This window comes from Reyranella sp. GW821-FHT12G01, assembly GCF_058806575.1.
Map to the genome: position 1 here is coordinate 1,072,140 of NZ_JBXAPV010000002.1, position 25,410 is coordinate 1,097,549.

Annotated in this window: 21 protein-coding genes; 16 read left to right on the forward strand and 5 right to left on the reverse strand. The window is 67.1% G+C overall.

From position 1 onward, the window contains the following. Nucleotides 1-39: 39 nt before the first annotated feature. From AC1RP5_RS24640 to AC1RP5_RS24655, 4 genes are read left to right on the forward strand one after another with little or no spacing between them, the layout of a single operon-like run. Nucleotides 40-1,446 carry a tetratricopeptide repeat protein gene (locus AC1RP5_RS24640; RefSeq protein ID WP_493115096.1) on the forward strand — a complete coding sequence of 469 codons (1,407 nt, stop codon included), beginning with the start codon at nt 40-42 and terminating at the stop codon, nt 1,444-1,446. Beyond that, the gene (locus tag AC1RP5_RS24645) at nt 1,443-2,849 is read left to right on the forward strand and encodes an amidase (RefSeq protein ID WP_493115098.1); all 1,407 of its coding nucleotides are present in this window, start codon (nt 1,443-1,445) and stop codon (nt 2,847-2,849) included. Before AC1RP5_RS24640 ends, AC1RP5_RS24645 begins: the two co-directional genes overlap by 4 nt. Beyond that, nucleotides 2,850-4,271, forward strand: a complete 1,422-nt coding sequence (locus tag AC1RP5_RS24650; protein ID WP_493115099.1) for an amidase — start codon at nt 2,850-2,852, stop codon at nt 4,269-4,271. A gap of 21 nt (nt 4,272-4,292) precedes the next feature. Continuing rightward, nucleotides 4,293-4,856 (forward strand): hypothetical protein, encoded by a 564-nt coding sequence (locus tag AC1RP5_RS24655; RefSeq protein ID WP_493115100.1) that lies wholly within the window; start codon nt 4,293-4,295, stop codon nt 4,854-4,856. A 92-nt stretch (nt 4,857-4,948) separates the two neighbouring features. Here AC1RP5_RS24655 and AC1RP5_RS24660 read toward each other — a convergent pair whose 3' ends face one another. The 3 genes from AC1RP5_RS24660 to gluQRS form a co-directional block, all read right to left on the reverse strand. Further along, nucleotides 4,949-5,356, reverse strand: coding sequence for a hypothetical protein (locus AC1RP5_RS24660; protein ID WP_493115102.1), 408 nt, complete (start codon nt 5,354-5,356; stop codon nt 4,949-4,951). 133 nt (nt 5,357-5,489) lie between these two features. Continuing rightward, entirely contained in the window at nt 5,490-6,647 is a 1,158-nt protein-coding gene (locus AC1RP5_RS24665; protein ID WP_493115103.1) for an aromatic ring-hydroxylating oxygenase subunit alpha, read from the reverse strand. Nucleotides 6,648-6,657: 10 nt separating this feature from the next. Further along, nucleotides 6,658-7,521: a tRNA glutamyl-Q(34) synthetase GluQRS gene (gene gluQRS / locus AC1RP5_RS24670; protein WP_493115105.1), complete on the reverse strand. Its 864-nt coding sequence runs from the start codon at nt 7,519-7,521 to the stop codon at nt 6,658-6,660. Between the two features lie 46 nt (nt 7,522-7,567). Here gluQRS and AC1RP5_RS24675 point away from each other — a divergent pair, with 46 nt between their 5' ends. The 4 genes from AC1RP5_RS24675 (at nt 7,568) to AC1RP5_RS24690 (ending at nt 11,569) form a co-directional block, all read left to right on the forward strand. Further along, on the forward strand, nt 7,568-8,233 hold the full coding sequence (locus AC1RP5_RS24675; protein ID WP_493115107.1) for a DNA-3-methyladenine glycosylase family protein: 666 nt from the start codon (nt 7,568-7,570) through the stop codon (nt 8,231-8,233). Continuing rightward, nucleotides 8,230-8,901, forward strand: coding sequence for an alpha/beta hydrolase (locus tag AC1RP5_RS24680; RefSeq protein WP_493115108.1), 672 nt, complete (start codon nt 8,230-8,232; stop codon nt 8,899-8,901). Before AC1RP5_RS24675 ends, AC1RP5_RS24680 begins: the two co-directional genes overlap by 4 nt. Then, complete coding sequence (locus AC1RP5_RS24685; protein ID WP_493115110.1) at nt 8,898-10,118, forward strand: serine hydrolase domain-containing protein; 1,221 nt, start codon at nt 8,898-8,900, stop codon at nt 10,116-10,118. The genes AC1RP5_RS24680 and AC1RP5_RS24685 overlap by 4 nt, the downstream gene beginning before the upstream one ends. 152 nt (nt 10,119-10,270) lie before the next feature. After that, on the forward strand, nt 10,271-11,569 hold the full coding sequence (locus AC1RP5_RS24690; RefSeq protein WP_493115112.1) for an MFS transporter: 1,299 nt from the start codon (nt 10,271-10,273) through the stop codon (nt 11,567-11,569). 6 nt (nt 11,570-11,575) lie between these two features. Here AC1RP5_RS24690 and AC1RP5_RS24695 read toward each other — a convergent pair whose 3' ends face one another. Continuing rightward, nucleotides 11,576-12,103, reverse strand: a complete 528-nt coding sequence (locus AC1RP5_RS24695) for a GNAT family N-acetyltransferase (RefSeq protein ID WP_493115114.1) — start codon at nt 12,101-12,103, stop codon at nt 11,576-11,578. A gap of 247 nt (nt 12,104-12,350) precedes the next feature. On the opposite strand from AC1RP5_RS24695, the gene AC1RP5_RS24700 reads away from it, so the two are divergent. The 8 genes from AC1RP5_RS24700 (at nt 12,351) to AC1RP5_RS24735 (ending at nt 20,892) form a co-directional block, all read left to right on the forward strand. Next, nucleotides 12,351-13,055 carry a hypothetical protein gene (locus AC1RP5_RS24700; protein WP_493115116.1) on the forward strand — a complete coding sequence of 235 codons (705 nt, stop codon included), beginning with the start codon at nt 12,351-12,353 and terminating at the stop codon, nt 13,053-13,055. 126 nt (nt 13,056-13,181) lie between these two features. Beyond that, nucleotides 13,182-14,612 (forward strand): carotenoid oxygenase family protein, encoded by a 1,431-nt coding sequence (locus tag AC1RP5_RS24705; protein WP_493115117.1) that lies wholly within the window; start codon nt 13,182-13,184, stop codon nt 14,610-14,612. 2 nt (nt 14,613-14,614) lie between these two features. Further along, on the forward strand, nt 14,615-15,280 hold the full coding sequence (locus tag AC1RP5_RS24710; protein WP_493115119.1) for a glutathione S-transferase family protein: 666 nt from the start codon (nt 14,615-14,617) through the stop codon (nt 15,278-15,280). A gap of 83 nt (nt 15,281-15,363) precedes the next feature. After that, a complete protein-coding gene (locus AC1RP5_RS24715; protein WP_493115120.1) occupies nt 15,364-16,365 on the forward strand; it encodes an NAD(P)H-dependent flavin oxidoreductase in 1,002 nt (333 codons plus the stop codon). A gap of 64 nt (nt 16,366-16,429) precedes the next feature. Beyond that, entirely contained in the window at nt 16,430-19,462 is a 3,033-nt protein-coding gene (locus tag AC1RP5_RS24720) for a tetratricopeptide repeat protein (protein ID WP_493115121.1), read from the forward strand. Nucleotides 19,463-19,748: 286 nt separating this feature from the next. Further along, nucleotides 19,749-20,009: a hypothetical protein gene (locus AC1RP5_RS24725; RefSeq protein ID WP_493115123.1), complete on the forward strand. Its 261-nt coding sequence runs from the start codon at nt 19,749-19,751 to the stop codon at nt 20,007-20,009. A gap of 255 nt (nt 20,010-20,264) precedes the next feature. After that, entirely contained in the window at nt 20,265-20,534 is a 270-nt protein-coding gene (locus tag AC1RP5_RS24730; protein WP_493115124.1) for a hypothetical protein, read from the forward strand. A 46-nt stretch (nt 20,535-20,580) separates the two neighbouring features. Then, entirely contained in the window at nt 20,581-20,892 is a 312-nt protein-coding gene (locus AC1RP5_RS24735; protein WP_493115126.1) for a ribbon-helix-helix domain-containing protein, read from the forward strand. On the opposite strand, the gene AC1RP5_RS24740 is transcribed toward AC1RP5_RS24735, so the two are convergent. Continuing rightward, complete coding sequence (locus tag AC1RP5_RS24740; protein WP_493115127.1) at nt 20,796-25,313, reverse strand: ATP-binding protein; 4,518 nt, start codon at nt 25,311-25,313, stop codon at nt 20,796-20,798. The two genes, AC1RP5_RS24735 and AC1RP5_RS24740, sit on opposite strands and share 97 nt — an antisense overlap. Nucleotides 25,314-25,410: the final 97 nt, after the last annotated feature.

Genomic DNA, 25,410 nt, shown 5'->3' on the forward strand with positions numbered 1-25,410 from the left:
GGCATGCGAAACTCACCCCCGCAAAATCGAGGGGATTGAGTGGCGCGGGACGGGCAAGGGTTGGAGCTGGGCAATGCGGACGAGAGCGCGGTCGCCGCGCTCGATTTCGTGACGCAGGAATGGCTGGGCTTCGGCAAGCGGTTCGCCGACTTCATCGCCGCCGCCGACAAGGAAGAGAAGTGCGCGCTGCTGCCGCTGGTGGCCGCGAGCCTCGTCCTTACGATGTATTCGCCAGAGGGCCAGGAAGCCGCTTCCCGCTACCTGAAGCGCGCGAAGACGCTCGCGACCTCGGCCAGCCCGCGCGAACTCGCCTGGCTCGGCGCTATCGAGGCGTGGGTTGCGGGCGATACCGACCGCAGCCTTTCAGCCTTCCGCAAGATCGTCGCCGAATGGCCGCGCGATCTTCTAGCCGGCAAGCTGGCACAGCTCCTCGCCTTCAACCGCGGCGAGGCCGAGACGCTGCTCGATGTCGGCGAGAAACTCGTCGCCGCCAACGAAGACAATCGCTTCGTCTGGGGCATGTACGCGTTCGGCCTCGAAGAGTGCAATCGCCTCGACGAGGCCGAAGCCATGGCCCGCAAGGGGCTGGCGCTCGACCGCAACGATCCGTGGGCGCATCACGCCGTTGCTCATTGCCTCGAAGCACGCGGCCGCCTGCTGGAGGGCGTCGCCTTCCTCAATTCGGTGTCCGACACCTGGGCCGACTGCAACTCCTTCATGCAGACCCACAACTGGTGGCACCTGGCTCTCTTCCTGATCGACCTCGACCGCACCGACGAAGCGCTGTCGCTGTACGACGGTCGCGTCTGGGGCGTGTGGAAGGAGTTCTGCGAGGACCAGGCCAACGCTGTCTCGCTGCTGGCGCGGCTCGAACTGCGCGGCGTCGATGTCGGCGGGCGCTGGGCCGATCTCGCGACCTACCTGAAGCCGCGCACGAACGAGCATCTCTCCGCCTTCCACGACGTCCACTATCTCTATGGGCTTGCGCGCGCCGGCGAGCGCAGCGCCGTCACCGAAATGCTGGCGAACCTGGAAGACCGCGCCGAACGCGCCAGGCCGTTCGAACGCGAGACCTGGGCCGACTGCGTCGTGCCGCTCGCGCACGGCCTCGCCGCGCACGCGACCGGGGACATGCCATCGGCCGCCCGGCTGATCGGCCGGGCGATGCCTCATCTGCGCACCCTGGGCGGTTCGATCGCGCAGCGTGCGCTGTTCGGCGCCATCCATCTCGATGCGCTGACCCGCGCCGGCTGGAACGACGCTGCCCTTGCTCTCCTGCTGGCCGACGAACGCGAGCGGCCGACGGTGGCCGCGACCAAGCGCGCGCTGGCCACGATCTATCGACGGGTCGGCCGCACCGAACAGGCGCTGGCCGCCGACTACCAGGCCGAACAGCTCGCCCGCCAGTATCGCGCCGCCATGGCAAAGACGGGAGAAGCGGCATGAAGGATCTGACACAGGCGAGCGCGGCCGAACTCGGCAAGCTCTACAAGAAGGGCAAGGCCTCGCCGGTCGAGACGATGCGTGCGGTGCTGTCGCGCGCGGAGAAACTGGCGACCAGCGTCAACGCGCTCTGCCATGTCGAGACCAAGGGCGCGCTCGACGCCGCGCGCGAGTCCGAGAAGCGCTGGAAGAAGGGCGACGAGCTGTCGCCGCTCGACGGCGTGCCGGTCTCGATCAAGGAGCTGGTGCGCGTAAAAGGCTGGCCGGCCTCGATGGGCAGCAAGCTCACCGACAAGACGCCGGTCGATGCCGACGCGCCCGCCGTGGCGCGGCTGCGCGAGGCGGGCGCCATCGTCTTCGCCCAGAGCACCAGCTCCGAATACGGCCACAAGGGTGTGACCGATTCGCCGCTGCACGGCATCACGCGCAATCCGTGGAACACCGGCATGACGCCGGGCGGCTCGTCCGGCGGCGCCGGCGCCGCGGTCGCGGCGGGCCTCGGCCCGATCGCCATCGGCACCGACGGCGGCGGCTCGGTGCGCATCCCCGCCAGCTTCAACGGGCTCATCGGTCTCAAGGCCACGTTCGGCAGGGTGCCGGCCTGGCCGCCCTCGATGACCGGCGATCTCTCCAACACCGGCCCGATGGCGCGCACCGCGCTCGACGTCGCGCTGATGATGAACGCCATCGCCCGGCCCGATCCGCGCGACGGCTATGCCCTGCCCGAGGACGACACCGACTACACGAAGAAGCTGGGCAAACTGCCGAAGAAGCTGAAGGTCGGCTTCGCGCTGCGCCTCGGCGACCATCCGGTCGACATCGAGGTTGCCTCGATGGTGACCAAGGCCGCCCGCCAGTTCGAAGAGCTGGGCTGCACGGTCGAGCCGGTCGAGGCGCCGTTCTCCTACGGCGAAGCAGGCCGTGCCTTCGTGATCCACTGGCTGGCCGCTCTGCAGCGCCTGCTACAGGTCTTCCCCGAGGAGCGCCACGGCGAGTTCGATCCGAGCCTGCTCGCGGGCGCCAAGGCTGGCCTGCGTTACACCCTGCAGGACGTGGTGAACGCCCAGGTCGTGCGGCGCGACCTCACCATCGCCTGGAACCTGTTCTTCGAGAAATACGACCTGCTGCTCACGCCCACCGTGGCGGTGCAGCCCTTCGAGGCCGGCACCAACCTGCCGCCCGGCCCCGACGGCAAGCCCAACGTCATGTGGTCGCCCTACACGCCGCAGTTCAACCTGACGCGCCACCCCGCGGCGACGGTGCCGTGCGGCCTGTCGCGGCTCGGCCTGCCGGTCGGCCTGCAGATTGCTTCGGCGCACTACAAGGATGCGCTGGTGCTGCGCGCCGCCGCCGCTTACGCCGACGCCCATCCCCTGAAATTCCCTGTCCTTCCGGAGATCAAGTAGATGACTGCCGACCTTGCGATGATGCCGGCCCACGAGCTGGTGAAACTGTTCAAGGCCCGCAAGGCCTCGCCGGTCGAGGCGACCAAGGCGGCGCTCGCCCGCGTCGACGCCTTCAACGCCCAGCTCAATGCCTTCCAGCATCTCGATCCCGATGCGGCGATGCGCCAGGCGCGCGCCTCGGAGAAGCGCTGGAAGAAGGGCGGCAAGCGTCTGAGCGACATCGACGGCGTGCCGATCACCATCAAGGACATGGTGCTGACCAAGGGCATGCCCACGCGCATGGGCAGCCTCGCCACCGATCCCGACGGCCCCTTCAACGTCGACGCGCCGGTGGCGCAGCGTCTGCGCGAGGCCGGCACCGTGCTGCTCGGCAAGACGACCTCGCCGGAATATGGCTGGAAGGGCGTCACCGATTCCAAGCTGTTCGGCGCCACGCACAATCCGTGGAAGGTCGGCCGCACCTCGGGCGGCTCCTCGGGCGGCGGCACTGCCGCCGAAGCGGTCGGCATGGGCAATCTTGCCATCGGCACCGACGGCGCGGGCTCGGTCCGCATCCCCTGCTCCTTCTCCGGCATCTTTGGCCTGAAGCCCACGCAGGCGCGCGTGCCGCTGTGGCCGGTCTCCGCACAGGGCACGCTCTCGCATATCGGCCCGATGACGCGCACCGTGCGCGACGCGGCGATGATGATGAACGTCATCGCCCGTCCCGACCCGCGCGACCCCTACGGTCGTCCCGACGATGCCGAGGATTACCTGAAAGGCTTCGACAAGGGCGTGAAGGGCCTGCGCATCGCCTATTCGCCGAACCTGGGCTTCATCGAGCGCGAGAAGATCGACCGCGACGTGGCGGTTGCAGTCGAGCAGGCGGTCAAGGTGTTCAAGACGCTGGGCGCCAAGATCGTCGAGGACTCGCCCGACTTCATGGGCATGGACCCGCGCAAGGTGCTGAACGCGCACTGGCAGTCCAACGTGGCGCTGCTGCTGAAGAACTTCAGCCCCGAGAAGCGTGAGCAGATGGATCCGGGCTTCGTGAAGGCCGCCGAATACGGCGCGACGCTCGGCCAGGAGGCGGTCGTCACCGCCATCCACCAGCGCCAGGCGATCTCGGCGATCATGAACCAGTTCATGGCCAAGCATGACCTGCTGCTGACGCCCACCATGCCGATGACCGCCTTCGCGGTGAACGAGAACGGCGCGTGGGGCGGCGACGGCGTCGACATCGGCTGGACGCCCTTCACGCTCACTTTCAACCTGACGCGTCAGCCCGCCGCCACCATCCCCTGCGGCCTCGACCGCGAGGGCATGCCGATCGGCTTGCAGATCGTGAGCGGCCACGCCAAGGACGCCCTCGTCCTGCGCGCCGCCGCCGCCTACGAACGGGTCCGCCCGATTCCGGCGCCGCCGATGGCGCATCAGATCTGAGGGAATGAGAGCGCGCGTCTGATGGCCATCAGCCGCCAGACGCGCACCTACATCGCGCTCGGCCTGGCGCAGGTCGCGGCACTGGCCGTGCTGGCCTGGTTCGCCGAACGACAGGTGGCGCTGGGTCCGACCGACAAGCTTGGCTGGCGGCCTTTCACCTGGCCGCTCTCGACCGAGCGGGCGCCCGCGGGTCACGCCTATAGCGGCGACGATCACGACGTCTATGTCTGGCTGACGTTGAATGCGCTCGGCAGCAGCGGGGATTGTCCCGAAGGCATCGAGAACGATGCCGCGCTGGAGCGTGCCGTCGACATCAAGCTCCTCGACTCACGTTTCCAGCCGGTCGGTCCGGGTGAGCGGATTGGAGTCACGGACCTCACCGGCTGGACCCGCGTCTACGTCCACCGCCGCCACAACAAGTCCCTGCGCTACGGCGAGGCCGTCGCCGTTCCCTACAAATGCGACGTCATCACCGCGATCATCGACGGCGACGCGCGCGATCCGGCAAGGCGCAAGACCGCGCGGGAGTTCCTTGAGTCGAACACGGTGCAAGTCTGGATCAACCAGCAGCTCGAGGGGCGATAGTTCTGTCGTCCTGAGCGAAGCGAAGGACCTTGCGGAACGGCCAGACGGCTCCGGGGCGGGCGTGAGATCCTTCGCTTCGCTCAGGATGACAGTTAGAGCTTCTCCGGCGCCTTGCGCGCGAAGATCGCGCCGAGCACCGCGAAGCCCATGCTCGCAAGCCACAGCCAGTAGCCTTCCCGCAGGCCTGTCACCGGATTGGCCATGCCGGCCTCGTTGGTGATCACGCTCGTCTCGAACATGAACGAGCCGGCGAGGCCCAGCGCGGCCACCGACAGGATCAGCGCAGGGATGCGACGCGCGAACAGCGCGGCGATCCATGAGACGCCGAGCAGCGGATTGGCGAACCAGCTCGTGTGACCCAGCACGCCGAACAGCAGGATGCTCCAGCCCGGCCAGTCCGAGCAGATGCCGGAGACGCAGAACGCATCCTGCGTGAGGCTGGCGGCAAACAGGATGACGCTCAGCATCAGCGCGACGCGCGCGAGCGGGCTGGTGGTCATTTACAAAAAACCGTCGTCCTGAGCGGAGCGCAGCGAAGTCGAAGGACCTCTTTTCGCTTCGACAGACCGTGCGTCGGAAAAAAGGTCCTTCGACTACACGCCTGCGGCGCTCCGCTCAGGACGACGGGAATGTTCACGCCGCCACGCCCAGCGCGCTGCGGATCGAGCTGTGGAAGTGGACGAGCGAGGGTTCGTTGCGACCGTAGATCACCTCGCCGGTCGCGCCGGATTCGAAGCCGATCTGCATGCGCTCGCCCAGCGGGAAGTCCTCCTCCATCACGGTGCGGATGGCGATGTCGCGGTTCTTGGCCCAGTGCGACTCGGGGCGGTCGCTGTCGGCGGGACGGTAGAGCGAGAATTCGATGTCGCAGCGGCTGGGATCGTCGCGGTCGGGGAAGGCCCGCCAGATCTCGATATGGTCGACCTGCCAGATCAGGATCGCGTTGGGGAAGAGCTGGTAGATCGCGATGATGTGCGAGCGGAAATTGCGCTCCGGCTCAGGCACCGGCCGCACCGCATCGATCGAGGTGCGCGGCACGCACATGCGGCCGTGGCGGCCCGCACCATCGAACGTCCCGCAATTGCCGATGAAGTACGGCGCGATGGTTTTCCGGTGCAGGTGCGGGATGTGATAGCCCTCGAGGAACGTGTCGACGGCGAACTTCCAGTTGATGCGCGGCGTGATGCGGTCGACCGAATAAAGCGGATAGGTCGCGGGCTGCAGCGCCGCGAAATCCGGCACGAACGAGCCCAGCACGGCATCGACGTCGATCTCCGCGCTCTCGCCCTCCTGCACCGGCGTCGCGCGCAAGAAGATCATGCCGTGCTTCTCGCCGGCGGAGAGACGGACCAGCCCGTGCGCGCCGAGGTCTAGCCCCGCGAAGCCCACCTTGTCGGTGACGCCCAAAAGCTTGCCCTGCGCGTCGTAAGTCCAGCCGTGATAGGGGCAGACGAAGGCGCGGGCGTTGCCGCAGCCCTGGGCGACCGGTGCACCGCGATGGCGGCAGATGTTGGCGAAGCCGCGCACCTGGCCGTCGGGTCCGCGCACCAGCAGCACCGGCATGCCGGCCACGTCCTCGGTGATGTAGTCGCCGGTCTTGGGCATGCGCGAGGACAGGCCCATGAACAGCGGCTGGCTGCGGAACAGCGCATCCCTTTCGCGGGCCGCGCGCTCGCGGCAGGAATAGGCGTCGACGCGATTGCGGAACAAGGCGTCGGCGAGATCGGTGGTACGGCCGTCGATATGGCCGAGCAGCCGCCTCCCGACGGCCAGTTGTTCGTTTCGGTCCATGCCCTCGATGTTATGCCTTCGCCGGGACCGCGCAACTCCAACCGTCGATCATCTCGAACACCTGGGCCGGAGTCTTCCCGCTTTCGCGCAAGCTGCGGATGGTGAGGTCCCTGTCACGCTTGGCGAAGCGGCGGCCGGTGGCGTCGGTCAGCAGCCGGTGATGGGCATATTGCGGCGCAGCGTAGCCCAGCAGCTTCTGCAGCAACGCATGGACATGGGTCGAGGGAAACAGGTCGATTCCGCGCGTCACCAGGGTCACGCCCTGCAGGTGGTCGTCGACCGTGACGGAGAGATGATAGCTGGTCGGCGTATCCTTGCGGGCGATCACGAAGTCGCCCATCAGCCCCGGCTGCCCTTCTATTCGCCCAAGCGCCTCGTCGAAGAAGGAATAAGGCCCCGCCTGCTCCGCCGCGCGGGCGCAGTCGAAGCGCATGCAATGCTCGATGCCCGCCGCCATGCGCTGGCGGCGCTCTTCCCAGGTGAGATGACGGCAGGTCCCGGGATAGAGCGGCCCGTCCGGCCCCATTTCCGTGGGATGCGGCGCGCTGGTGGAGGCCGCGATATCGGCACGTGTGCAGAAGCAGGGATAGACCAGCCGGCGCTCGTCGAGCTGGTCCAGCACGCGGCCATAATCGGCAAAGTGGTCGGACTGGCGACGCACGTCGCCGTCCCACGCCAGCCCCAGCCAGCGCAGGTCGGCCAGCAGCGCGGTCTCGTACTCGCGGCGACAGCGGCGGATGTCGATATCCTCGATACGGACCAGGAACGTGCCGCCGACGTCGCGCGCGCGTTGCCAGGCGATGCGGGCCGAGTAGGCGCTGCCGAGGTGAAGTTCGCCTGTCGGGCTGGGGGCAAAACGCGTGACCGCACTCATGATCCGACGTTACAGCGCACCCTCGCCGCGTGCTATGGCGGGTGACATGGCCAAAGCGAAATCCCCGGTCGTCCTCGACAAGAAGACCCTCAAGAAGGCCCTCGCTGAGCTGGCGGACGCCGATCCGGACATCGCCCGCGCCCTGCAGGAAGCGGGGCATCCCGAGCTGCGCGAGATGCCGACGGGCTATGGCGGGCTGATGCGTTCGATCGTGGGCCAGCAAGTCTCGGTCCATGCGGCACGCAGCATCTGGCTGCGGCTCGAAGCGGCCGTGCCCTCTATGCTGCCGGCGGACTTTTTAGCAATGAGCGACGAGCAGTTGCGCGCAGTGGGTCTGTCGGGCGCCAAGATGAAATACGGCCGTAGCCTTGCCACCGACATCGTCGAGGGCCGCATTGCGTTCGATGCCCTGCACGAGCTCGACGATACGGCGGCGATCGCGATGCTGACGCAGGCCAAGGGCATCGGCCCGTGGACCGCCGAGATCTACCTGATGTTCGCGCATGGCCGCCCCGACATCATGCCGGGCCTCGATCTCGGTCTTGTTGTCGCCGCACAACACCTCAAGAAGTTACGCACACGTCCCGACGCAAAGCGGCTTCTCAAAATCGCCGAGGCCTGGCGGCCCTGGCGTAGCGCAGCCGCCCTGGTGCTCTGGCACTATCGCCGCAACATGCCGGACTGGTCCGCGAAGGAGAAGAAGGCGACATGACCAAGAAGCTCGACGGCCCCAGCCACGGCCCGCATGCCGGCGGCAAGCCCGGCCATCTCGTGATCCTGCTGCACGGCTATGGCGCCGACGGCAACGACCTGATCGGCCTCGCGCCCGTGCTGGCGCCGCTGATGCCCGACGTGGTGTTCCATGCCCCCAACGCGCCCTATCCGTGCGAGGGCAATCCGATGGGCTTCCAGTGGTTCGGCATCTCGCGCCTCGATCCCGAGGTCGCGGCGGCAGGCGTGCGCTCGGCCGCGCCCTTCGCCGAGCAATTCATCGACGACACGATGGCGAAGTACGGACTCGACGAGAGCAAGACCGTGCTGATCGGTTTTAGCCAGGGCACGATGATGTCGCTGCATGTCGGTCTGCGCCGCGAGAAGCCGCTCGCCGGCATCGTCGGCTTCTCCGGCATGCTGGCCGCGCCCGAGGCGCTGAAGGACGAGATCAAGTCCAAGCCGCCGGTCCTGCTGATCCATGGCGACAGCGACGAGATGCTGCCGGCTGTGCTGACGCAGCGCGCGGCGCAGACGCTGGAGGAGAACGGCGTGCCGGTCGGCGTGCACATCGCGCCGGGCGTCGGCCACGGGATCGACCAGACCGGCCTGTCGCACTGCGCGCGCTTCGTGCTCGATGCCTTCAAGATCCCGGTGCCGAAGCAATGACCGAAGGCACCTGCCGGCCAGGCTTCGAGCAGGTCGCCGAGGCCTTCGAGAAGAACTTCAAGGACAAGGGCGAGATCGGCGCCTCGGTCTGCCTGACGGTGGGTGGCGACACGGTCGTCGACCTGTGGGGCGGCACCGCCGATCCCAAGGCGAAGACGCCGTGGACACGCGACACGGTGAGCATCGTCTTCTCCTGCACCAAGGGCGCGACGGCCTTGTGCGCCCATGTGCTGGCCAGCCGCGGCGAGCTCGATATCGACGCGCCGGTCGCCGAGCTGTGGCCGGAGTTCGCTCAGCACGGCAAGGAGCGCGTGACGACGCGCATGATGCTCGACCATTCCTCGGCCGTGCCGGCGGTGCGCGCCAAGGTGAAGGACGACGGGCCCTACGACTGGGATTACATGACCGGCCGCCTTGCCGACGAGGTCCCGTTCTGGGAGCCCGGCACGCGCAACGGCTATCACGGCTTCACCTTCGGCTGGACCGTGGGCGAGATGGTGCGGCGCGCGTCGGGCAAGTCGCTCGGGACCTTCTTCCGCGAGGAGATCGCGGGCCCGCTGGGCCTCGATTTCTGGATCGGCCTGCCCGAGGAGATCGAGCCGCGGGTCGCGCCGATCATGGCGCATGTCTACAAGGCGGCCGACGCCGTGACGCCCTTCATGCGCGACCTCGCGACCAACAAGGAGTCGGTGGCCGCGCTCTTCTATTTCAACAACGGCGCCTGGCGCCTGGGCGGCGCCAACACCCGCGCCGGCCATGCCGCCGAGATTGGTGCGGCCAACGGCATCACCAACGCACGCGGCCTCGCGGGCATGTACGCACCGCTGGCCAATGGCGGCGGCGACCTGGTCGATGCCACGACGCTCGCCCGCATGGGCGAGGTCTCGATGGCGACGCACGACGACGCCACCCTGCGCATCCCGACGCGCTTTGCGCTGGGCTTCATGAAGTCGATGGACAATCGCAAGCGCAGTATGGCCGCCAAGCTGTGGGGCGAGGATTGCGACAGCGTGATCATGAGCAGCGCCGCCTTCGGCCATGTCGGCGCCGGCGGCTCGCTCGGTTTCGCCGATCCGGTCGCCGGGATGTCGTTCGGCTACACGATGAACCGCATGGGCCCCGGCCTCCTGATGAACGAGCGCGGCCAGTCGCTGGTCGACGCGGCCTATCTGTCGCTTGGCTACAAGGACAAGAAGGGCGGCGTGTGGGTTCGTTAAACGCCGCCGCACACACCTACCTCACCCTGAGGAGCGGCCGCAGGCCGCGTCTCGAAGGGTGGGCACGAGCACCGCGTCCGTTGCTCATCCTTCGAGACGCCGCGCTGCGCGCGGCTCCTCAGGATGAGGTTATCGTCCAGGGCTGACGCCTCATGCTCCCAGTCTTCCGCCCGCTAAAGGACCGCGCCGTCCAGATCGTCTGGTCGGGTCTTTGCACCTCGACGATCGGCGAGGACCTGTTCCGGGTGGCCAGCGTCTGGCTGGCGGTCGAGGTGGCGGGCAACATGGCCGGCCTCGTGACCGGCGTGCAGTACGTCGCCATGCTGGTCGCCGGGCTTTTCGGGGGCGTGGTGTTCGACCGCTGGCGGCCCGACCGCGCGATGATCGGCTCGCGCGCCTGGAGCGCGGCCTTCGCCTTCCTGCCGGTGGTCGGCTTCTACATCTCGGGCCTGTCGATCACGCTCCTCATCCTCTCCTCGGTCGGGCTCGCGGCGCTGCGCATGGTGTTCTCGCCGGCCCTGCAATCGACCATCCCGACCCTGGTGCCCAACCGCGACGAGCAGCAGGCGATCAACGGCCTGTTCGACGCGACCTACCGCATCGCCCGCCTGCTCGGGCCGATGGTGGCGGCGCTGCTGCATCTCTTCCTCCCCGTGATCCACTTCCTCACGGCGACGGCGATCGGCTTCATCGTCTCGGGCTACGCGCTCTACGTGGCGCGCGACCGGCTGACCGGCGGCGGGCTGGGCGATCCGGTGCGCGTGGCGCCGGGCTGGCGCGGAGCCTGGGAGGCGCTGACCGCCGGCTTCAAGCTGATGTCGCGCGAGCCGCGCGTCGGCATCATCCTGATCACCAACGCGATCCTTAACGGGCCGTGGATGGTGGCGCTGAGCCTCGCCATCGCGCTGATCATCACCGAGTACCGCCCGACCTTCCTGGGCTTCGGCGACCTCGCCGCCTACGCGCTGGTGATGGGCGCCTATGGCGTGGGCGACGTCAGCGGCAACATCGTCGCGGGTTCGGTGCGCTTCCGCCGGCCCTACTCGACAATGTTTTTAGGCTACGTCGCCATGGGCAGCGGCTTCTCCTTCCTCGCGATCGCGGTGTGGGTGCTGCCGCCGGAGATCCTGCTGCCCGCCATGATGGCCGGCGCGATGGTGGCGGGACTGGGCGGGCCGTTCTTCTTCGTGCCGATGATCACCCGCATGCAGACCGTGTTCCACGGCCACGACATCGCGCGCGTCTTCCGGCTGCGCCTCGTGATCATGGCCGCCGCCATGCTGGTGTCGAGCCTGGTCGCCACCTGGTTCTTCGACATGTTGGGCGCGGTGGCGACGCAGCTCGGCTGCGGCCTGCTGATCCTGGCGATCGGTATCACCGGCCACGTCCTCTACCGGCGCATCGAGATCCGCGAGGCCGCCGGTGCAGCGGCTCCCGATCCCAAGGCGTAGCCGACGTCAGCCCAGCAAGGGCACGTGCCGGGAGCAGTCGCGCGGCAGGGCACCGCTGAGGCGCGGGTCGGGAAACACTTCGACCTGAAAGGCAAAGGGCACGAAGCCCGAGCGACGGTAGAAGTCGAGCGCCGCGGGATGATCGAGCGAACAGGTATGCACCCAGAACCGCTTGATGGGCCGCGACCACGCCCGCGCAATCGCCTCGTTCATCAGGGTTCGCCCGACGCCGGTTCCCACCGCTTCCGCCGCCACGCCAAAGAAGGCGAGTTCGCATTCCCCGGCCTCGCGGAAGTCGAGTTCGAGGATGCCGAGGTCCCGCCCTTCCTTGCGCAGCACCAGGAACTCCACCAGCGGATCGTCGAGGATCGCCTGCAGCTTCTCATCGGCCATGATCAGCCGCGAGAACCACAGCCAGTCCGTGCCCACCGCGCGATAGAGACGGCGATAGGCCGCGATCGTCCGCTCGAGCGGCTGCAACGCGACGCCCGGCGGGAAAGGCTGGGCCGGCCGCTGGGGCGGGCGACTCGACATTTCGAGGCTCGTCACGACGGTGGCGACGTGCCCCGGCGGAACGGCGGAATAACCGGGTGGCAGAACAGGATTGGCTAGACTCATGCTGGTATTGATTAGCCGATGTCTCCTCCGAACGCAGTAGGCGTGTCCGAAGCCTGCGCGATCCCTTCAACCGCATGCGCGAGGGATCGGATGAAGGAAATGGGCCGGTTGTCGATATCCAATAAAACGGCATGATGCGCTGAAGTCATTTTCGAGGCAGCCGGTGATCCTTAGCGCAACCCTCCGGAACATCCCGGCCGCGATCGTCATTGCCGCTTTTAGCTTAATCGCGATCAGCGCCTGTCACACCAAATCGGAGCCGGAGCCGCTTTCGAAAGAGAAGCCGCAGCCCGAGGGCGACCGGCTTGTTCTTCTCCTCAAGAAGATCGCAGACGAGGGTTTACTCTACGAACCTGAGAGGTTGGCGAAAGTCCTCGGCATCGACATGAAATTTGAGACTCAAAAAACGGCGGGTACACCCAGCTGCGATGCCGGGGGCTTCAACAAATCGATAGAGATAACCAAATCGGAAGTTAGAGGATCGTGGTTCAGCGCAGGCCCGGAAGGTGTGCCCGATATGAAAGTTCCGGGATTCGGCATAAACCGTCCTACGGTTATTGAAGCACCTTACGTCGTTTTCAGTCTTTACCGCAGCGTCAGGTGCAAGACGCCGGACGATAAGAGCGTCGAAGGCCATCTCAGCTTTGTGAATCTTTCCAGCTTTTTTTGTCTTTCGGCAGAACGCCTGAAAAGGCTTATCGGAGCACGCTATCAAATCGCAACGGATGGCGTCTCGATCTCGTACTACAAACCGCCTCCGACCGCTGCCTACGGTACTTACCTCGATTTCGTATTTGGGGCGGGCGCGCCTTGTGCGATCGGCGCGGGCATTAGACAGGACTCGCGATCTCGGCTTCCAGGTCGATAGCCACGTCTGGAGGGTCCGTGAATGACTACCCTCCGATACGAACTAATCTCAAATCCCTCTTGCGGGAAACGCCGTGTATCTATAATGTCTCTTAAATACACGGCGTTACCCAGAAGGAGACTTACCGTGGCCAAGGCATTCCCGACCGACAATCCGTTCCTCAAGGGCTACTACGCACCGGTGAACACCGAGGCCGATGCAGGTCATCTCCACATCACCGGCGAGATGCCGCGGGAGTTGTGCGGCACGCTCTACCGCAACGGGCCGAATCCGCAGTTCGCGCCGCGCGGGCCCTATCACTGGTTCGGCGGCGACGGCATGATCCACGCCTTCCACATCGAGAACGGCAACGTCTCCTACAAGAACCGCTGGGTGCGGACGCCGAAGTGGAAGATCGAGAACGAGGAAGGCGAAGGCCTGTCCGGCACGTTCGGTAATCCGCGCTACACCGATCCGCGCGTGTTCGCGCTGAACTCGACCATCGCCAACACCAACATCGTCTGGCATGGCGGCAAGCTTTTAGCGCTCGAGGAAGGCCATGCGCCCTTCTCGCTCGATGCCGCAAGCCTGATGCCGGTCGGCCCGGACAATGGCGGCTACGAGACGTTCGGCGGCAAGCTCGCCGGGCCGTTCACCGCGCATCCGAAGTTCGATCCCGAGACCGGCGAGATGATCGCCTTCGGTTATTCCGCCAAGGGCCGCTTCACCAAGGAAGTCAGCATCCAGGTCGTGGCCGCCGACGGCACCGTCACGCGCAGCGAGATCTTCGACGGCCCCTTCCCCTCCATGATCCACGACTTCGCCGTGACGAAGAACTGGATCGTCGTGCCGATCTTCCCCCTCACCTCGTCGATGGAGCGCGCCATGGGCGGCATGCCGCCCTTCGCCTGGGAGCCGGACAAGGGCACGCACATCGCCTTCATCCCACGCAAGGGATCGCTGGCCGACATGAAGTGGGTCACGGCGCCACCGTCTTACGTGTTCCATCCGATGAACCATTTCGAAACGGCGGACGGCAAGGTCGTGATCGACGTCATGAAGTACGACGTGGCGCCGCTCTTCCCGCTGCCCGACGGCTCGCCCTCGACCAAGGAGCCACCGGCGGCGCGCCTGTTCCGCTGGACCTTCGACCTCGACGGCCACGGCAACACCTTCCGCGAGGAGCAGCTCGACGACCGCGCCGGCGAGTTCCCGCGCTTCGACGAACGCTTCACCATGAGCGACTATCGCCACGGCTGGATCGTGTCGGACATCGCCACGCCCGGCATCCGCCGTACCGAAGGCATCACCCACTACGACCTGAAGAAGGGCATCAATGCGACGTGGCAAACCGGCAACGACGACCGGCTCGGCGAGCCGGTGTTCGTGCCGCGCCACGAGGCGGCGGCCGAGGGCGACGGCTGGGTCCTGGCGACGATCTTCCGCACGGGAGAGGGTCGCAGCGATCTCGCGGTGTTCGAGGCGACCGACATCGCCAGGGGCCCGGTGGCGCTGGCCCATCTCAGCAGCCGCGTCCCGGCGGGCTTCCACGGCAACTGGCGCCCCGGTACGCTCTGACCATGATCACCGTCCATCACCTGAACAATTCCCGCTCCCAGCGCATCCTCTGGATGCTCGAGGAACTTGGCCTGCCCTATGAGGTGAAGCGCTACCAGCGCCAGCCCTCGATGCAGGCGCCCGAGGAACTGCGCAGCATCCATCCGCTGGGCAAGTCGCCGGTCATCGTCGACGGCGACAAGGTGCTGGCCGAGTCCGGCGCGATCCTCGAATACCTGTCGGAGACCTATGGCGGCGGCAAATTCACGCCGGCCGCCGGCACGCCTGAGAAGCTGCACTACACCTACTTCATGCACTACGCGGAAGGCTCGCTGATGCCACTGCTGTTCATGAAGCTGGTGTTCGGCCGCCTGCCCTCGCGCGTGCCCTTCTTCATGCGGCCGGTGGCGCGCGCCATCGCGGGCGGCGCCGACAAGACCCTGCTGGGGCCGCAGATCGCCAACCACTTCGCCTTCCTCGAAGGCGAACTGTCGCGCCGCGAATGGTTCGCCGGGCCCGAGTTCACCGCCGCCGACATCCAGATGAGCTTCCCGCTGGAGGCCGCCACCGCGCGTTCGCCCGCGATCAACAGGATGCCAAAGCTGCGCGGCTTCCTCGACCGCATCCATGCCCGCCCCGCCTACAAGAAGGCGCTGGAAAAGGGCGGCGCCTACGAGCTGATGAAGTAGCGACACCCGCTGGCGACGAAGACCGGGGCCGTGCTAGGCCCTGAAGCCAACACGACGAAAGCACGAATCCAAGGAGCGAAACGATGGCCCTTCCCGCCCTGCTGCGCGACAACCTCTCGATCCCGGTGGTCGGCGCGCCGCTGTTCATCGTGTCCAACCCGGACCTCGTCATCGAGCAGTGCAAGGCGGGCGTCGTCGGCTCCTTCCCCGCGCTGAACGCGCGGCCGAAGGAGATGCTCGAGGAATGGCTGAAGCGCATCACCGGCGAGCTGGGCGACTACAAGGCCAAGCATCCGGAGAAGAAGGTCGCGCCCTTCGCCGTGAACCAGATCGTGCATTCGTCGAACGACCGCCTGCAGCACGACGTCGACATGTGCGAGAAGTACAAGGTGCCGATCCAGATCACGTCGCTGCGCGCGCCCGACGACGTCGTCGTCTCGGCGCACCGCTACGGCTGCCTGGTGTTCCATGACGTGACCAACGTGGCGCACGCCAAGCGCGCGCTGAAGGCCGGCGTCGACGGTCTCATCCTGGTCTGCGCCGGCGCCGGCGGCCATGCCGGCCGTCTCTCGCCGCTCGCGCTGGTGCCGGAAGTGCGCCAGTTCTACGACGGCACGATCCTTCTTTCCGGCTCGATTTCCAACGGCGCCTCGGTGCTGGCGGCCCAGGCGATGGGCGCCGACCTCGCCTATCTCGGCACGCGCTTCACCGCGTCGAAGGAAGGCAACGCCACCGACGCCAACAAGCAGTGCATCATCGATTCGACCGGCGAGGAGATCGTCTACACCAACCTCTTCACTGGCGTGCACGGCAACTACATGAAGCGCTCGATCTCGGCCGCCGGTCTCGATCCCGAGGCGCTGCCGGAAGCCGACAAGAGCAAGATGAACTTCGGCTCGGGCGGCAACATGAAGGTCAAGGCGTGGCGCGACATCTGGGGCGCCGGCCAGGGCGTCGGCCAGATCCACGACGCCCCACCGGCCGGCGAGATCGTGGCCCGCCTCAAGGCCGAGTACGACGCCGCCCGCGCCGCGCTCTTCGCCGGCGAGACGGTGCCGACGCAGCTGAAGCAGGCGGCAGAATAATGAGCACCCCGCGCGAATGCTCCGACACCCTATCCACACCGCCGTCGGGTTGGTCCTGCTCCTGGTGCCCGGCATCGCTGCGGCGCAGAGCAATCTCGGCAACACGCTGAGAACAGTGGACAATCAAAAGAGCAGGGCGGCACATCTAGAAGAGGCCGTAACGGCCTACCATGCGGCCCTGAAGAAACTAATCCGCGAGCGCGCGCCACTGGATTGGGCAGCGGCGCAGTACAATCTCGGCAACGCGCTGTACACGCTGGGCATACAGAGTAGCAGGACGGCACGCCTGGAAGAGGCCGTGACGGCTTATCGCGCGGCTCTGGAGGAATTCACCCGCGAACGCGTGCCGCTGGAGTGGGCGGCAGCGCGGAACAATCTCGGCATCGCGCTGAGCACGCTGGGCGAATGGGAGAACGGGACAACACGTCTTGAAGAGGCCGTGACGGCCTACCACGCCGCGCTGCAGGAACGCACCCGGGAGCGTATGCCGCTGGATTGGGCGACGACACAGAACAATCTTGGCAATGCGCTAAGCGCGCTCGGCGAATGGGAGAGCGGGACGGCGCGCCTGGAAGAGGCCGTGACGGCCTACCGCGCGGCACTTGAGGAACGCACCCGCGAGCGCGTACCGCTGGAGTGGGCGGTGACGCAAAACAATCTCGGCAACGCACTGAGGACGTTGGGCGAACGGGAGAGTGGGACGGCGCGCCTGGAAGAGGCCGTAACGGCCTACCGCGCAGCCCTGCAGGAACGCACCCGCGAGCGAGAGCCGCTGCGTTGGGCCGCGGCGCAGTACAATCTCGGCAAGGCGCTGGCCAGCCTTGGCAGCCGGGAGAGCGGAACCACACGCTTGGAAGAGGCCGTGACGGCCTTCCGCGCGGCGTTGGAGGAATACACCCGGAAACACGAGCCGCTGGATTGGGCGGCGGCGCAGAGCAATCTTGGCAACGCGTTGAGCGCGCTGGGCGAACAGGAGAACGGGACGACACGGCTGGAAGAAGCCGTGGCGGCCTACCGCGCCGCACTGCAGGAACGCACCCGCGAGCGGGAGCCGCTGGATTGGGCGACGACGCAGAACAATCTCGGCAACGCACTGAGCGCGCTGGGCGAACGGGAGAGCGGGACGACACGCCTGGAAGAGAGCGTGACGGCCTACCGCGCGGCTCTCGAGGAACTCACCCAGGAGCGCGAGCCGCTGCGTTGGGCCGCGGCGCAGAACAATCTCGGCAACGTTCTGAGGACACTCGGGGAACGGGCAGGCAGGACTGCACACTTGGAAGAAGCCGTGACGGCCTACCGCGCCGCACTGCAGGAACGCACCCGTGAGCGGGAACCGCTGCGTTGGGCGGCGGCGCAATACGATCTCGGCAAAGCGCTTTACATGCTGGGCAAACGAGATAGCGGGACGCCACCGCTGGAGGAGGCCGTGACGGCCTTCCGCGAGGCGCTGGAAGAATACACCCGCGAGCGCGTGCCGTTGCGTTGGGCGGCGGTGCAGAACCATCTCGGCAACGCGCTGCATGAGCTCGGCGAACGGGAGAACGGGACGGCGCGTCTGGAAGAAGCCGTGACGGCCTACCGCGCGTCGCTGCAGGAACGCACCCGCGAGCGCGTGCCGCTGGATTGGGCAGGGACGCAGAACAATCTTGGCAACGCGCTCAACAGGCTGGGCGAACGGGAAAGTGGGACCGCACGCCTGGAAGAGGCCGTGACGGCCTACCGCGCAGCACTTCAGGAACGCACCCGCGAGCGTGTGCCGCTCGAATGGGCGGAGACGCAGAACGATCTCGGCAACGCGCTGTACGTTCTGGGCAGCCGGGAGAGCGGGACGGCACGCCTGGAAGAGGCCGTGACGGCTTATCGCGCGGCGCTGCAGGAACGCACGCGCGAACGCGTGCCGCTGGACTGGGCGATCACGCAGAGCGATCTCGGCTACGTACTGTACACGCTGGGCGAACAAGAGAGCGGGACGGCACGCCTGGAAGAGGCTGTGACGGCCTTCCGCGCGGTGCTGCAGGAACGCACCCGCGAACGCGGGCCGCTGCAATGGGCGGCGACGCAGTACATTCTCGGCAATGTACTGTTCATGCTGGGCAATCGGGGGAGCGGGACGGCACGCCTGGAGGAGGCCGTGACGGCCTACCGCGCAGCACTGCAGGAACGCACCCGCGATCGTGTGCCGCGGGAGTGGGCGGAGACGCAGAACTATCTGGGCGCTGCGCTACACGTGCTGGGTAGACGAGAGAGCGGGACAGCAGCCCTGGAAGAGGCCGTAACAGCCTTCCGCGCAGTGCTGCAGGAACGCACCCGCGAGCGCGTGCCGCAGGCCTGGGCGGAAACGCAGTACAATCTCGGCGCCGCGCTGTACATGCTGGGCGAACGCGGGAGCGGGACGGCACTTATGGAAGAAGCCGTGACGGCCTACCGTTCGGCGCTGGAGGAATACCCCCGAGAGCGCGTGCCGCTGAAGTGGGCGACGACGCAATACGGTCTCGGGCTCGCGCTGTACATCCTGGGCTACCGGGAGAGCGGGACGGCACGCCTGCAGGAGGCCATAGCGGCCTACCGTGCCGCACTGGAGGAACGCACTCGCGAGCGCGCGCCGCTGGATTGGGCGATGACGCAGAACGGTCTCGGCAACGCGCTGTCCACGCTTGGCCAGCGGGAGAGCGGGACCGCACGCCTGGATGAAGCCATGACGGCCTTCCGTTCTGCGCTGGAAGAATTCACCCGCGAGCGCGTGCCGCTGGATTGGGCGATGACGCAGTACAATGTCGGGAACACGCTGTACGTGTTGGGCCGACGGGAGAGCGGGACGGCACGCCTGGAGGAGGCCGTAAAGGCTTACCGTGCTTCGCTGGAGGAACGCACCCGCGAGCGCGTGCCGCTGCTCTGGGCAGCGACGCAGGACAATCTCGGCGACGCGCTGTATGCGCTAGGCGAACGGGAGAGCGGAACGGCACGCCTGGAAGAGGCCGTTACAGCATATCGCGCGGCGCTGGAGGAATACACCCAAGACCGCAGGCCGCTGGACTGGGCAAACTCTCAGCAGAATCTGGATGCCACGCTCGCCCTTATTGCAAAGCGGCGCCAATAGAGGGATTTCCGCCGCGATCATCGTCGAACTCGGCACGCTCGATCGAAGCCCTCGCCGAGGCCGCGACGAAGACAGGCCACGGGCATGGCCGTGCAGCAGCAGCAACGCAATCATGAGCAGAGGATTGAAAAAGGTACCGGCCAGACCGCGCCCATAGCTACCGACGATTGGCGGAAGAAATTGGACTTCGTCGATCTCCCAAATGCAAAATTCCTTGCTCATTGTTACACAAGGAATCAGACTCATTGCTGACTCGCCAAACATGACTCAAACAGGCTTCTGCTACATGTTTCGGCTTGCCCTCCTGACGGTGTTCCTGATGCCCGGCGTCGCCGCGGCGCAGAGCGTCGACGGCCGGCTGAAAGAGCTGCAGCGAACCATCGCCTCGATGTCGGCGCAGCTTGAGCAGCTCAAGGCCCAGAACACGCAGCTCCAGCAGCGGCTCGAAAAGATGCAGACGAGCTTCGAGCAACGCATCGAGCGGTTGGAGAAACGGCCCGCGCCCGCCGCCAAGCCCACCCCGCGCGCGGCCGCACCCAAACCCTGACCGAACATCCTCGTTTCGCTGCGTGCGATACAAGACACACGGCGTGCAAATTCCTCTTGCCGGTCACGGAACGGCGGGCATATTCCCTGCCCATCGCTGGCCCATGATCCCGAGCGCCGGCGGCTGAGAGACAGCGACATCCAGGCCCAATGTCCCGCGCTCCCGCTCCCGTTGGTGACAGCGCAGCATGACGTTCGCCTACCGCGTCCTTTTCGTTCGCCGCCGATAACCGTGCCCACGACACCAGAGTCCCGGGTGGCTGCCCTCTTCCGGTATGTCGACCTGTTCCTCGACGAGGTCGAGAGTCGCGGGCGCGAGCTCGATGGCGAGGAGTGCGAATGGCTGGCCGAGATTCTCGTCCGCCTGGGCGCCGGCCGGCAAGATTGCGAGAATGCCATGCGGCACCTGGAGATGCTGCTCGCCACCGACATTCCCATGCGCGGGCGGCGGCGCGAGCGGGACCCCGAGCTGCCGACAATCGCCGAATATCGCGCCCTGCTGCAGCTCCTGCGTAATCTCGTCTAGCGACCTCGTGATTTGAGGCGCTCCGGGGCGGCCCCACAGTCGCGGCATGCGCACGCGCTCGGTCACCCTCGATGGCCATCGCACCAGCATCTCGCTGGAAGACGCGTTCTGGGTCGAGCTCGCCGCCCTGTCCCGCCAGCGCGGTGTCTCGCTGACGGCGCTCGTGACCGAAGTCGCCCGGCTCGGCGAACCCGACGACAGCACGCTTCCGCCTGCCCTGAGGGTCTACGTCCTCACCGAACTGCGAAGCAGCGCCCGCACCTACCCCAGGTCGAGGACGTCGCGGACGCGGGCGGCCAGTTGTTCAAAGGTGAACGGCTTGGTGATGAGTTGCACGCCGGCATCGAGGCGGCCGTGATGGACGATGGCGTTCCTTGAATAGCCGGTGGTGAACAGAACCTTGAGGCCGGGGCGTATTCCCGCGGCGAGGTCGGCCAGCACGCGGCCGCTCTTGCCGGGCAGCACCACGTCGGTGAACAGCAGGTCGACCCGCGCGGACCCGCGCAGGATCGCCAGGGCGGCTTCGGCCTCGGGCGCCTCGAGCACGCGATAACCCAGTTCCCGCAGCACCATCGAGCTGTAGGTGCGGACGTCCTCGTTGTCCTCGACCACCAGCACGACCTCGCCCTCGCTGCTGGTCGGTACGGCGGTGTCCTCGTTTGCATCGGCCACGGCCGTCGCACCCAGGAAGCGCGGGAAGTACATGCGGACGGTCGTTCCCTGGCCTTCCTCGCTGTAGATCGTCACATGGCCGCCGGACTGCTTCACGAAGCCATAGACCATGCTGAGGCCGAGCCCGGTGCCGCGGCCCACTTCCTTGGTCGTGAAGAACGGTTCGAAGACACGCGCCAGCGTCTCCCCGGACATGCCGTGGCCGGTGTCGCTGACCGAGATGGCGACGTACTGGCCGGGTTTCACCTCGGTATCGATGGCGGCATAGGATTCGTCGAGTGCGGTGTTCGTCGTCTCGATGGTGAGCTTGCCGCCCTCGGGCATCGAATCGCGCGCGTTGACCGCGAGGTTGATCAGCGCGCTTTCGAGCTGGTTCTGGTCGGCCTCGATCGACCACAGGCGCGGCGCGAGCACGCCCTCGAGTTCGATGTGCTCGCCGAGCGTCCGGTGCAGCAGCTCGGTCATGTCGCGCACCAGCACGTTCAGCTCGATCGGCTTCGGCGCCAGCGGCTGGCGCCGCGAGAAGGCCAGCAGCCGCGCCGTCAGGCTGGCGGCACGCTGCGCGCCCTGCAACGCGATGTCGACGGCGCGCTGGACCCGCGCGGTCTCGGCGGGCTTGGCGCGGCGCACCGTTTCGAGGCCGCCGATGATGACGGTCAGCAGGTTGTTGAAGTCGTGCGCGACGCCGCCGGTAAGCTGGCCCACGGCCTCCATCTTCTGCGCCTGGCGCAGCGCCTCCTCGGCCTTGCTGCGCTCCTCGACCTCGCGGGCGACGCGCTCCTCCAGCGTCTCGTTCAGCGCCTTCAGCGACGCTTCGGCCTTGCGGCGCTGCTCGAGTTCGCGCTCGTTCTCCTGGAACAGGCGCGCATTGTCCATGGCGACCGAAGCCTGGCTGGCGAGGCCGACGACGCGGTCCTTCGCCAGCTCGCCGAACACGCCGACCGTCGAATGGCCGAGGAACAGCCCGCCCAGCACCTCGCCGGTGCGCGACCGCACGGGAACGGCGAGATAGCTGCGCACCGGCAGGTGTCCCGGCGGCATGCCGTGATACGGCGCCGAAAGGCCGTAGCGCGGGTCCTGCGTGATGTCGTCCGAGACGACGACGTCGGTGCCGGAAAAGGTCGGCTCGAAGATGGCGGTGTTGCGCGGCATCGGGAACTTTTCGAAGGCCTCGCGCGGCACGCCGGACAGTGAATAGAGCGTGTAGCGCTCTCCCGCATTGTCGACGACGTTGTAGAAGAACGCCCCGAACTCGGCGCCCGTGACGGCGACGCAGGCATCGGTGATGGTCTGCACCAGCCGCTCCAGGTCGAGGTCGCCCGAGACGGCGGCCGACGCCCGGCTGATCACTTCCAGCGCCGAGCGGCTTTCGCGGATCACATTCTCGGCTTCCTTGGCCTCGGTGAGGTCGATGACCACGCCGACCATGCGCTTGGCGCCGTCCTCGCCGGTCTCGACCCGGCCGCGCGCCATCACGACCCGCGTCGTGCCCGAGCCGACGACGCGATATTCCTCCTGGTAGGCCTCGCCCGAATCGATCGACCGGGCGATCGCCGCGGTCACGCGCTCGCGATCCTCCGGCGCGATACCGTCCACGAAGACCTTCAGAGGCAGACCCCGCTCGGCATCCTCCTGGCGGACGCCGAACACCTGCGCGAGCGGGCCTGAGAAAACCAGGTGATCGCTGTCGACCGCCCATTCGAAGACCGAGGCGCGGCCCGTCGAGAGAGCGAGCGCGAGGCGATCGCGCGTCATCAGGAAGCGCTGCTCGCTCTCGAAGATGGCGCGGCTGGCCTCGCGACGCAGTGCCGCCATCTGGATGTTGGCACTGACCCGCGCCAGCAGTTCTCGCGCGGCGAACGGCTTCACCAGATAATCGTCGGCGCCCGCCTCCAATCCCTCGACCTTCGCCTCCTCGCCGGCCCGCGCCGACAGCAGGATGATCGGGATGCCCGCGGTGGCGGCGTCGGTCCGGATGGCGCGCAGCAGGCCGAAGCCGTCGAGCACCGGCATCATCACGTCGGTCAGGATCAGGTCGGGAAGCTTGCGCCGCACCGCCGCGAGCGCCGCCTCGCCGTCGGCGGCGGGCTCGACCTGGTAGCCCTGGGCAAGAAGCAGGCGGCCGACATAGGAACGCATGTCGGCGTTGTCGTCGGCCAGCACGATACGCTTGCCGGATCCGACGCGATCGATTGGCAGCGGCGCGTCCGCACCCACCATCGCCGGGGAAAGATCGCTCATCGCCTCGACGGACGGCGTCGCCTCCGGCAGCCAGCCCAGCGCCTCGTCGACATATTCGCGCGCCCGGCCGATATCGGCTTTCGGGCCGGCTTCCTCGACGACCTGCGCGTCCGGCAGATGCTCGCGGCCAAACGGAAGCGTGATGGTGAAGCGCGCGCCCTTCCCCACTTCGCTCTCGGCGCGGATCTCACCGCCATGCAGCCGGACCAGTTCCTGCACCAGGGCAAGACCGATGCCGCTACCCTCGAAGCTGCGGCTCTGGGCGCCCTGGACGCGATGAAAACGCTCGAACAGCTTGGGGAGCTCGTCCGCGGGAATACCGATGCCGGTGTCGCGCACCTCGACGATCGCGGCCTTGCCATCGGGCGAAGCACCGATCGAAAGCGCGATCTCGCCCGCGAAGGTGAACTTGAAGGCGTTGGAAAGCAGGTTCAGCAGGACCTTTTCCCACATCTCGCGATCGATATAGGCGAGGTGCGGAAGCGGCGCGCAGTCGAGCACCAGCTTCAGGCCGGCCCTCTCGATGGCCGAACGGAAGCTCGAGGCGACACCGGTGCTGAACTGGGCGAGATCGGTCGGACGATAGGTCGCCTGCACGCGGCCCGCCTCGATGCGCGAGAAGTCGAGCAGGCTGTTCACGAGGCGCAGCAGCCGATTGCCGTTGCGATGCGCCACCGTGACGTGCCTCCGCGCCTCCTCGAGGGAGACCGCCTCATCGGCGTTCAGCACCTCCTCGAGCGGTCCCAGCATCAGCGTGAGCGGCGTGCGGAACTCGTGGCTGACGTTGGAGAAGAAGGTGGTCTTGGCCCGATCGAGTTCGGCCAGCGCCTCGACCCGGCGCCGTTCCTCCTGATAGGCGTCGGCGCTGGCGACCGATGCCGCGATCTGCGCCGCGGCCCGTTCGAGGAATCCGGCATAGGCGTCGTCGAACAGGCGATAGGGGCTGAGGCCGACGACGAGGAAGCCCGAGCGCCCGGTCTCGCGCGTCGCCGGCACGGCAACGACGGCGGCCCACTGGGTTGGCCGGTCCCACACCCGCCCCGGCACCGTCGAACCGAAGGTCTTCGCAAGATCGACGAGGCGCGGCGGCTGGTCCTTCGTCAGCCCGTCGATCGGCCAGGGCGATCCGTTGCCCAGCCGCAGCGTGTCGACACCCGCGGGGTGATCCGGCGGCAGCCCGTGACGCCCGGCCAGCGTCGCCTCGGTGCTGCCAGGCTGCAGGGCGTAGAGCAGCGCGAAGGTGACGTCGCGCGGGTTGACCGAAAGGGCGCCGAGGCTCTGCAGGTAGGCGTCTTCCCAGGTGCGGGCGTCGACGGTGCGCGACGCGAGCTCCCGCAAGGTCGCGACCTGCCGGTCGCCGATCACACGCTCGGTGTCGGCGGTGTTGGCGCAGATGATGCCGCCCGGCGTGCCGTCATCGTCGGGGATCGGGCTGTAGGAGAAGGTGTAGTAGGTCTCCTCGGGGTAGCCATTGCGCTCCATCAGCAGGAGCTGTTCCTCGACGTAGATGCCCTCGACGCCGCCCATGGCGGTGTCCAGCAGCGGCCCGATGTCGGTCCAGATCTCCTTCCAGACCTCCTTGGTGGGCTTGCCGAGCGCGACCGGATGCCGGCCGCCGATGATCGACTTGTAGGCGTCGTTGTAGAGATAGATCAGCTCCGGCCCCCAGCCGATCCAGATCGGCTGGCGCGAGGTCAGCATGATGCGAACCGCCGTCTTGAGGCTCTGCGGCCATGCCGCCGGCGGCCCCAGCGGGTTGTTGGCCCAGTCGTATTCCCGGATCAGCGCCCCCAGCTCGCCGCCACCGGCGAGGAACAGGAGGGCGGAATCGTCGGCGGAGGTCGGGCGACTGGCGGTGTCCGTCATGATCCTTCTGAAGGCTGCTCTGTCCACGATCGAACGAAGAGCGCGGAGTTTGCAAACTATTGAGTCGAATGTGAAGGATCGAACAGTGTGCGCTATC

Bases quoted from the DNA above. Each gene is read 5' to 3' on its own strand.
- AC1RP5_RS24645 (WP_493115098.1), top strand. From the start codon at position 1,443: ATGAAGGATCTGACACAGGCGAGCGCGGCCGAACTCGGCAAGCTCTAC.
- AC1RP5_RS24650 (WP_493115099.1), top strand. From the start codon at position 2,850: ATGACTGCCGACCTTGCGATGATGCCGGCCCACGAGCTGGTGAAACTG.
- AC1RP5_RS24655 (WP_493115100.1), top strand. From the start codon at position 4,293: ATGGCCATCAGCCGCCAGACGCGCACCTACATCGCGCTCGGCCTGGCG.
- AC1RP5_RS24660 (WP_493115102.1), bottom strand. From the start codon at position 5,356: ATGACCACCAGCCCGCTCGCGCGCGTCGCGCTGATGCTGAGCGTCATC.
- AC1RP5_RS24665 (WP_493115103.1), bottom strand. From the start codon at position 6,647: ATGGACCGAAACGAACAACTGGCCGTCGGGAGGCGGCTGCTCGGCCAT.
- gluQRS (WP_493115105.1), bottom strand. From the start codon at position 7,521: ATGAGTGCGGTCACGCGTTTTGCCCCCAGCCCGACAGGCGAACTTCAC.
- AC1RP5_RS24675 (WP_493115107.1), top strand. From the start codon at position 7,568: ATGGCCAAAGCGAAATCCCCGGTCGTCCTCGACAAGAAGACCCTCAAG.
- AC1RP5_RS24680 (WP_493115108.1), top strand. From the start codon at position 8,230: ATGACCAAGAAGCTCGACGGCCCCAGCCACGGCCCGCATGCCGGCGGC.
- AC1RP5_RS24685 (WP_493115110.1), top strand. From the start codon at position 8,898: ATGACCGAAGGCACCTGCCGGCCAGGCTTCGAGCAGGTCGCCGAGGCC.
- AC1RP5_RS24690 (WP_493115112.1), top strand. From the start codon at position 10,271: ATGCTCCCAGTCTTCCGCCCGCTAAAGGACCGCGCCGTCCAGATCGTC.
- AC1RP5_RS24695 (WP_493115114.1), bottom strand. From the start codon at position 12,103: ATGTCGAGTCGCCCGCCCCAGCGGCCGGCCCAGCCTTTCCCGCCGGGC.
- AC1RP5_RS24710 (WP_493115119.1), top strand. From the start codon at position 14,615: ATGATCACCGTCCATCACCTGAACAATTCCCGCTCCCAGCGCATCCTC.
- AC1RP5_RS24715 (WP_493115120.1), top strand. From the start codon at position 15,364: ATGGCCCTTCCCGCCCTGCTGCGCGACAACCTCTCGATCCCGGTGGTC.
- AC1RP5_RS24725 (WP_493115123.1), top strand. From the start codon at position 19,749: ATGTTTCGGCTTGCCCTCCTGACGGTGTTCCTGATGCCCGGCGTCGCC.
- AC1RP5_RS24735 (WP_493115126.1), top strand. From the start codon at position 20,581: ATGCGCACGCGCTCGGTCACCCTCGATGGCCATCGCACCAGCATCTCG.
- AC1RP5_RS24740 (WP_493115127.1), bottom strand. From the start codon at position 25,313: ATGACGGACACCGCCAGTCGCCCGACCTCCGCCGACGATTCCGCCCTC.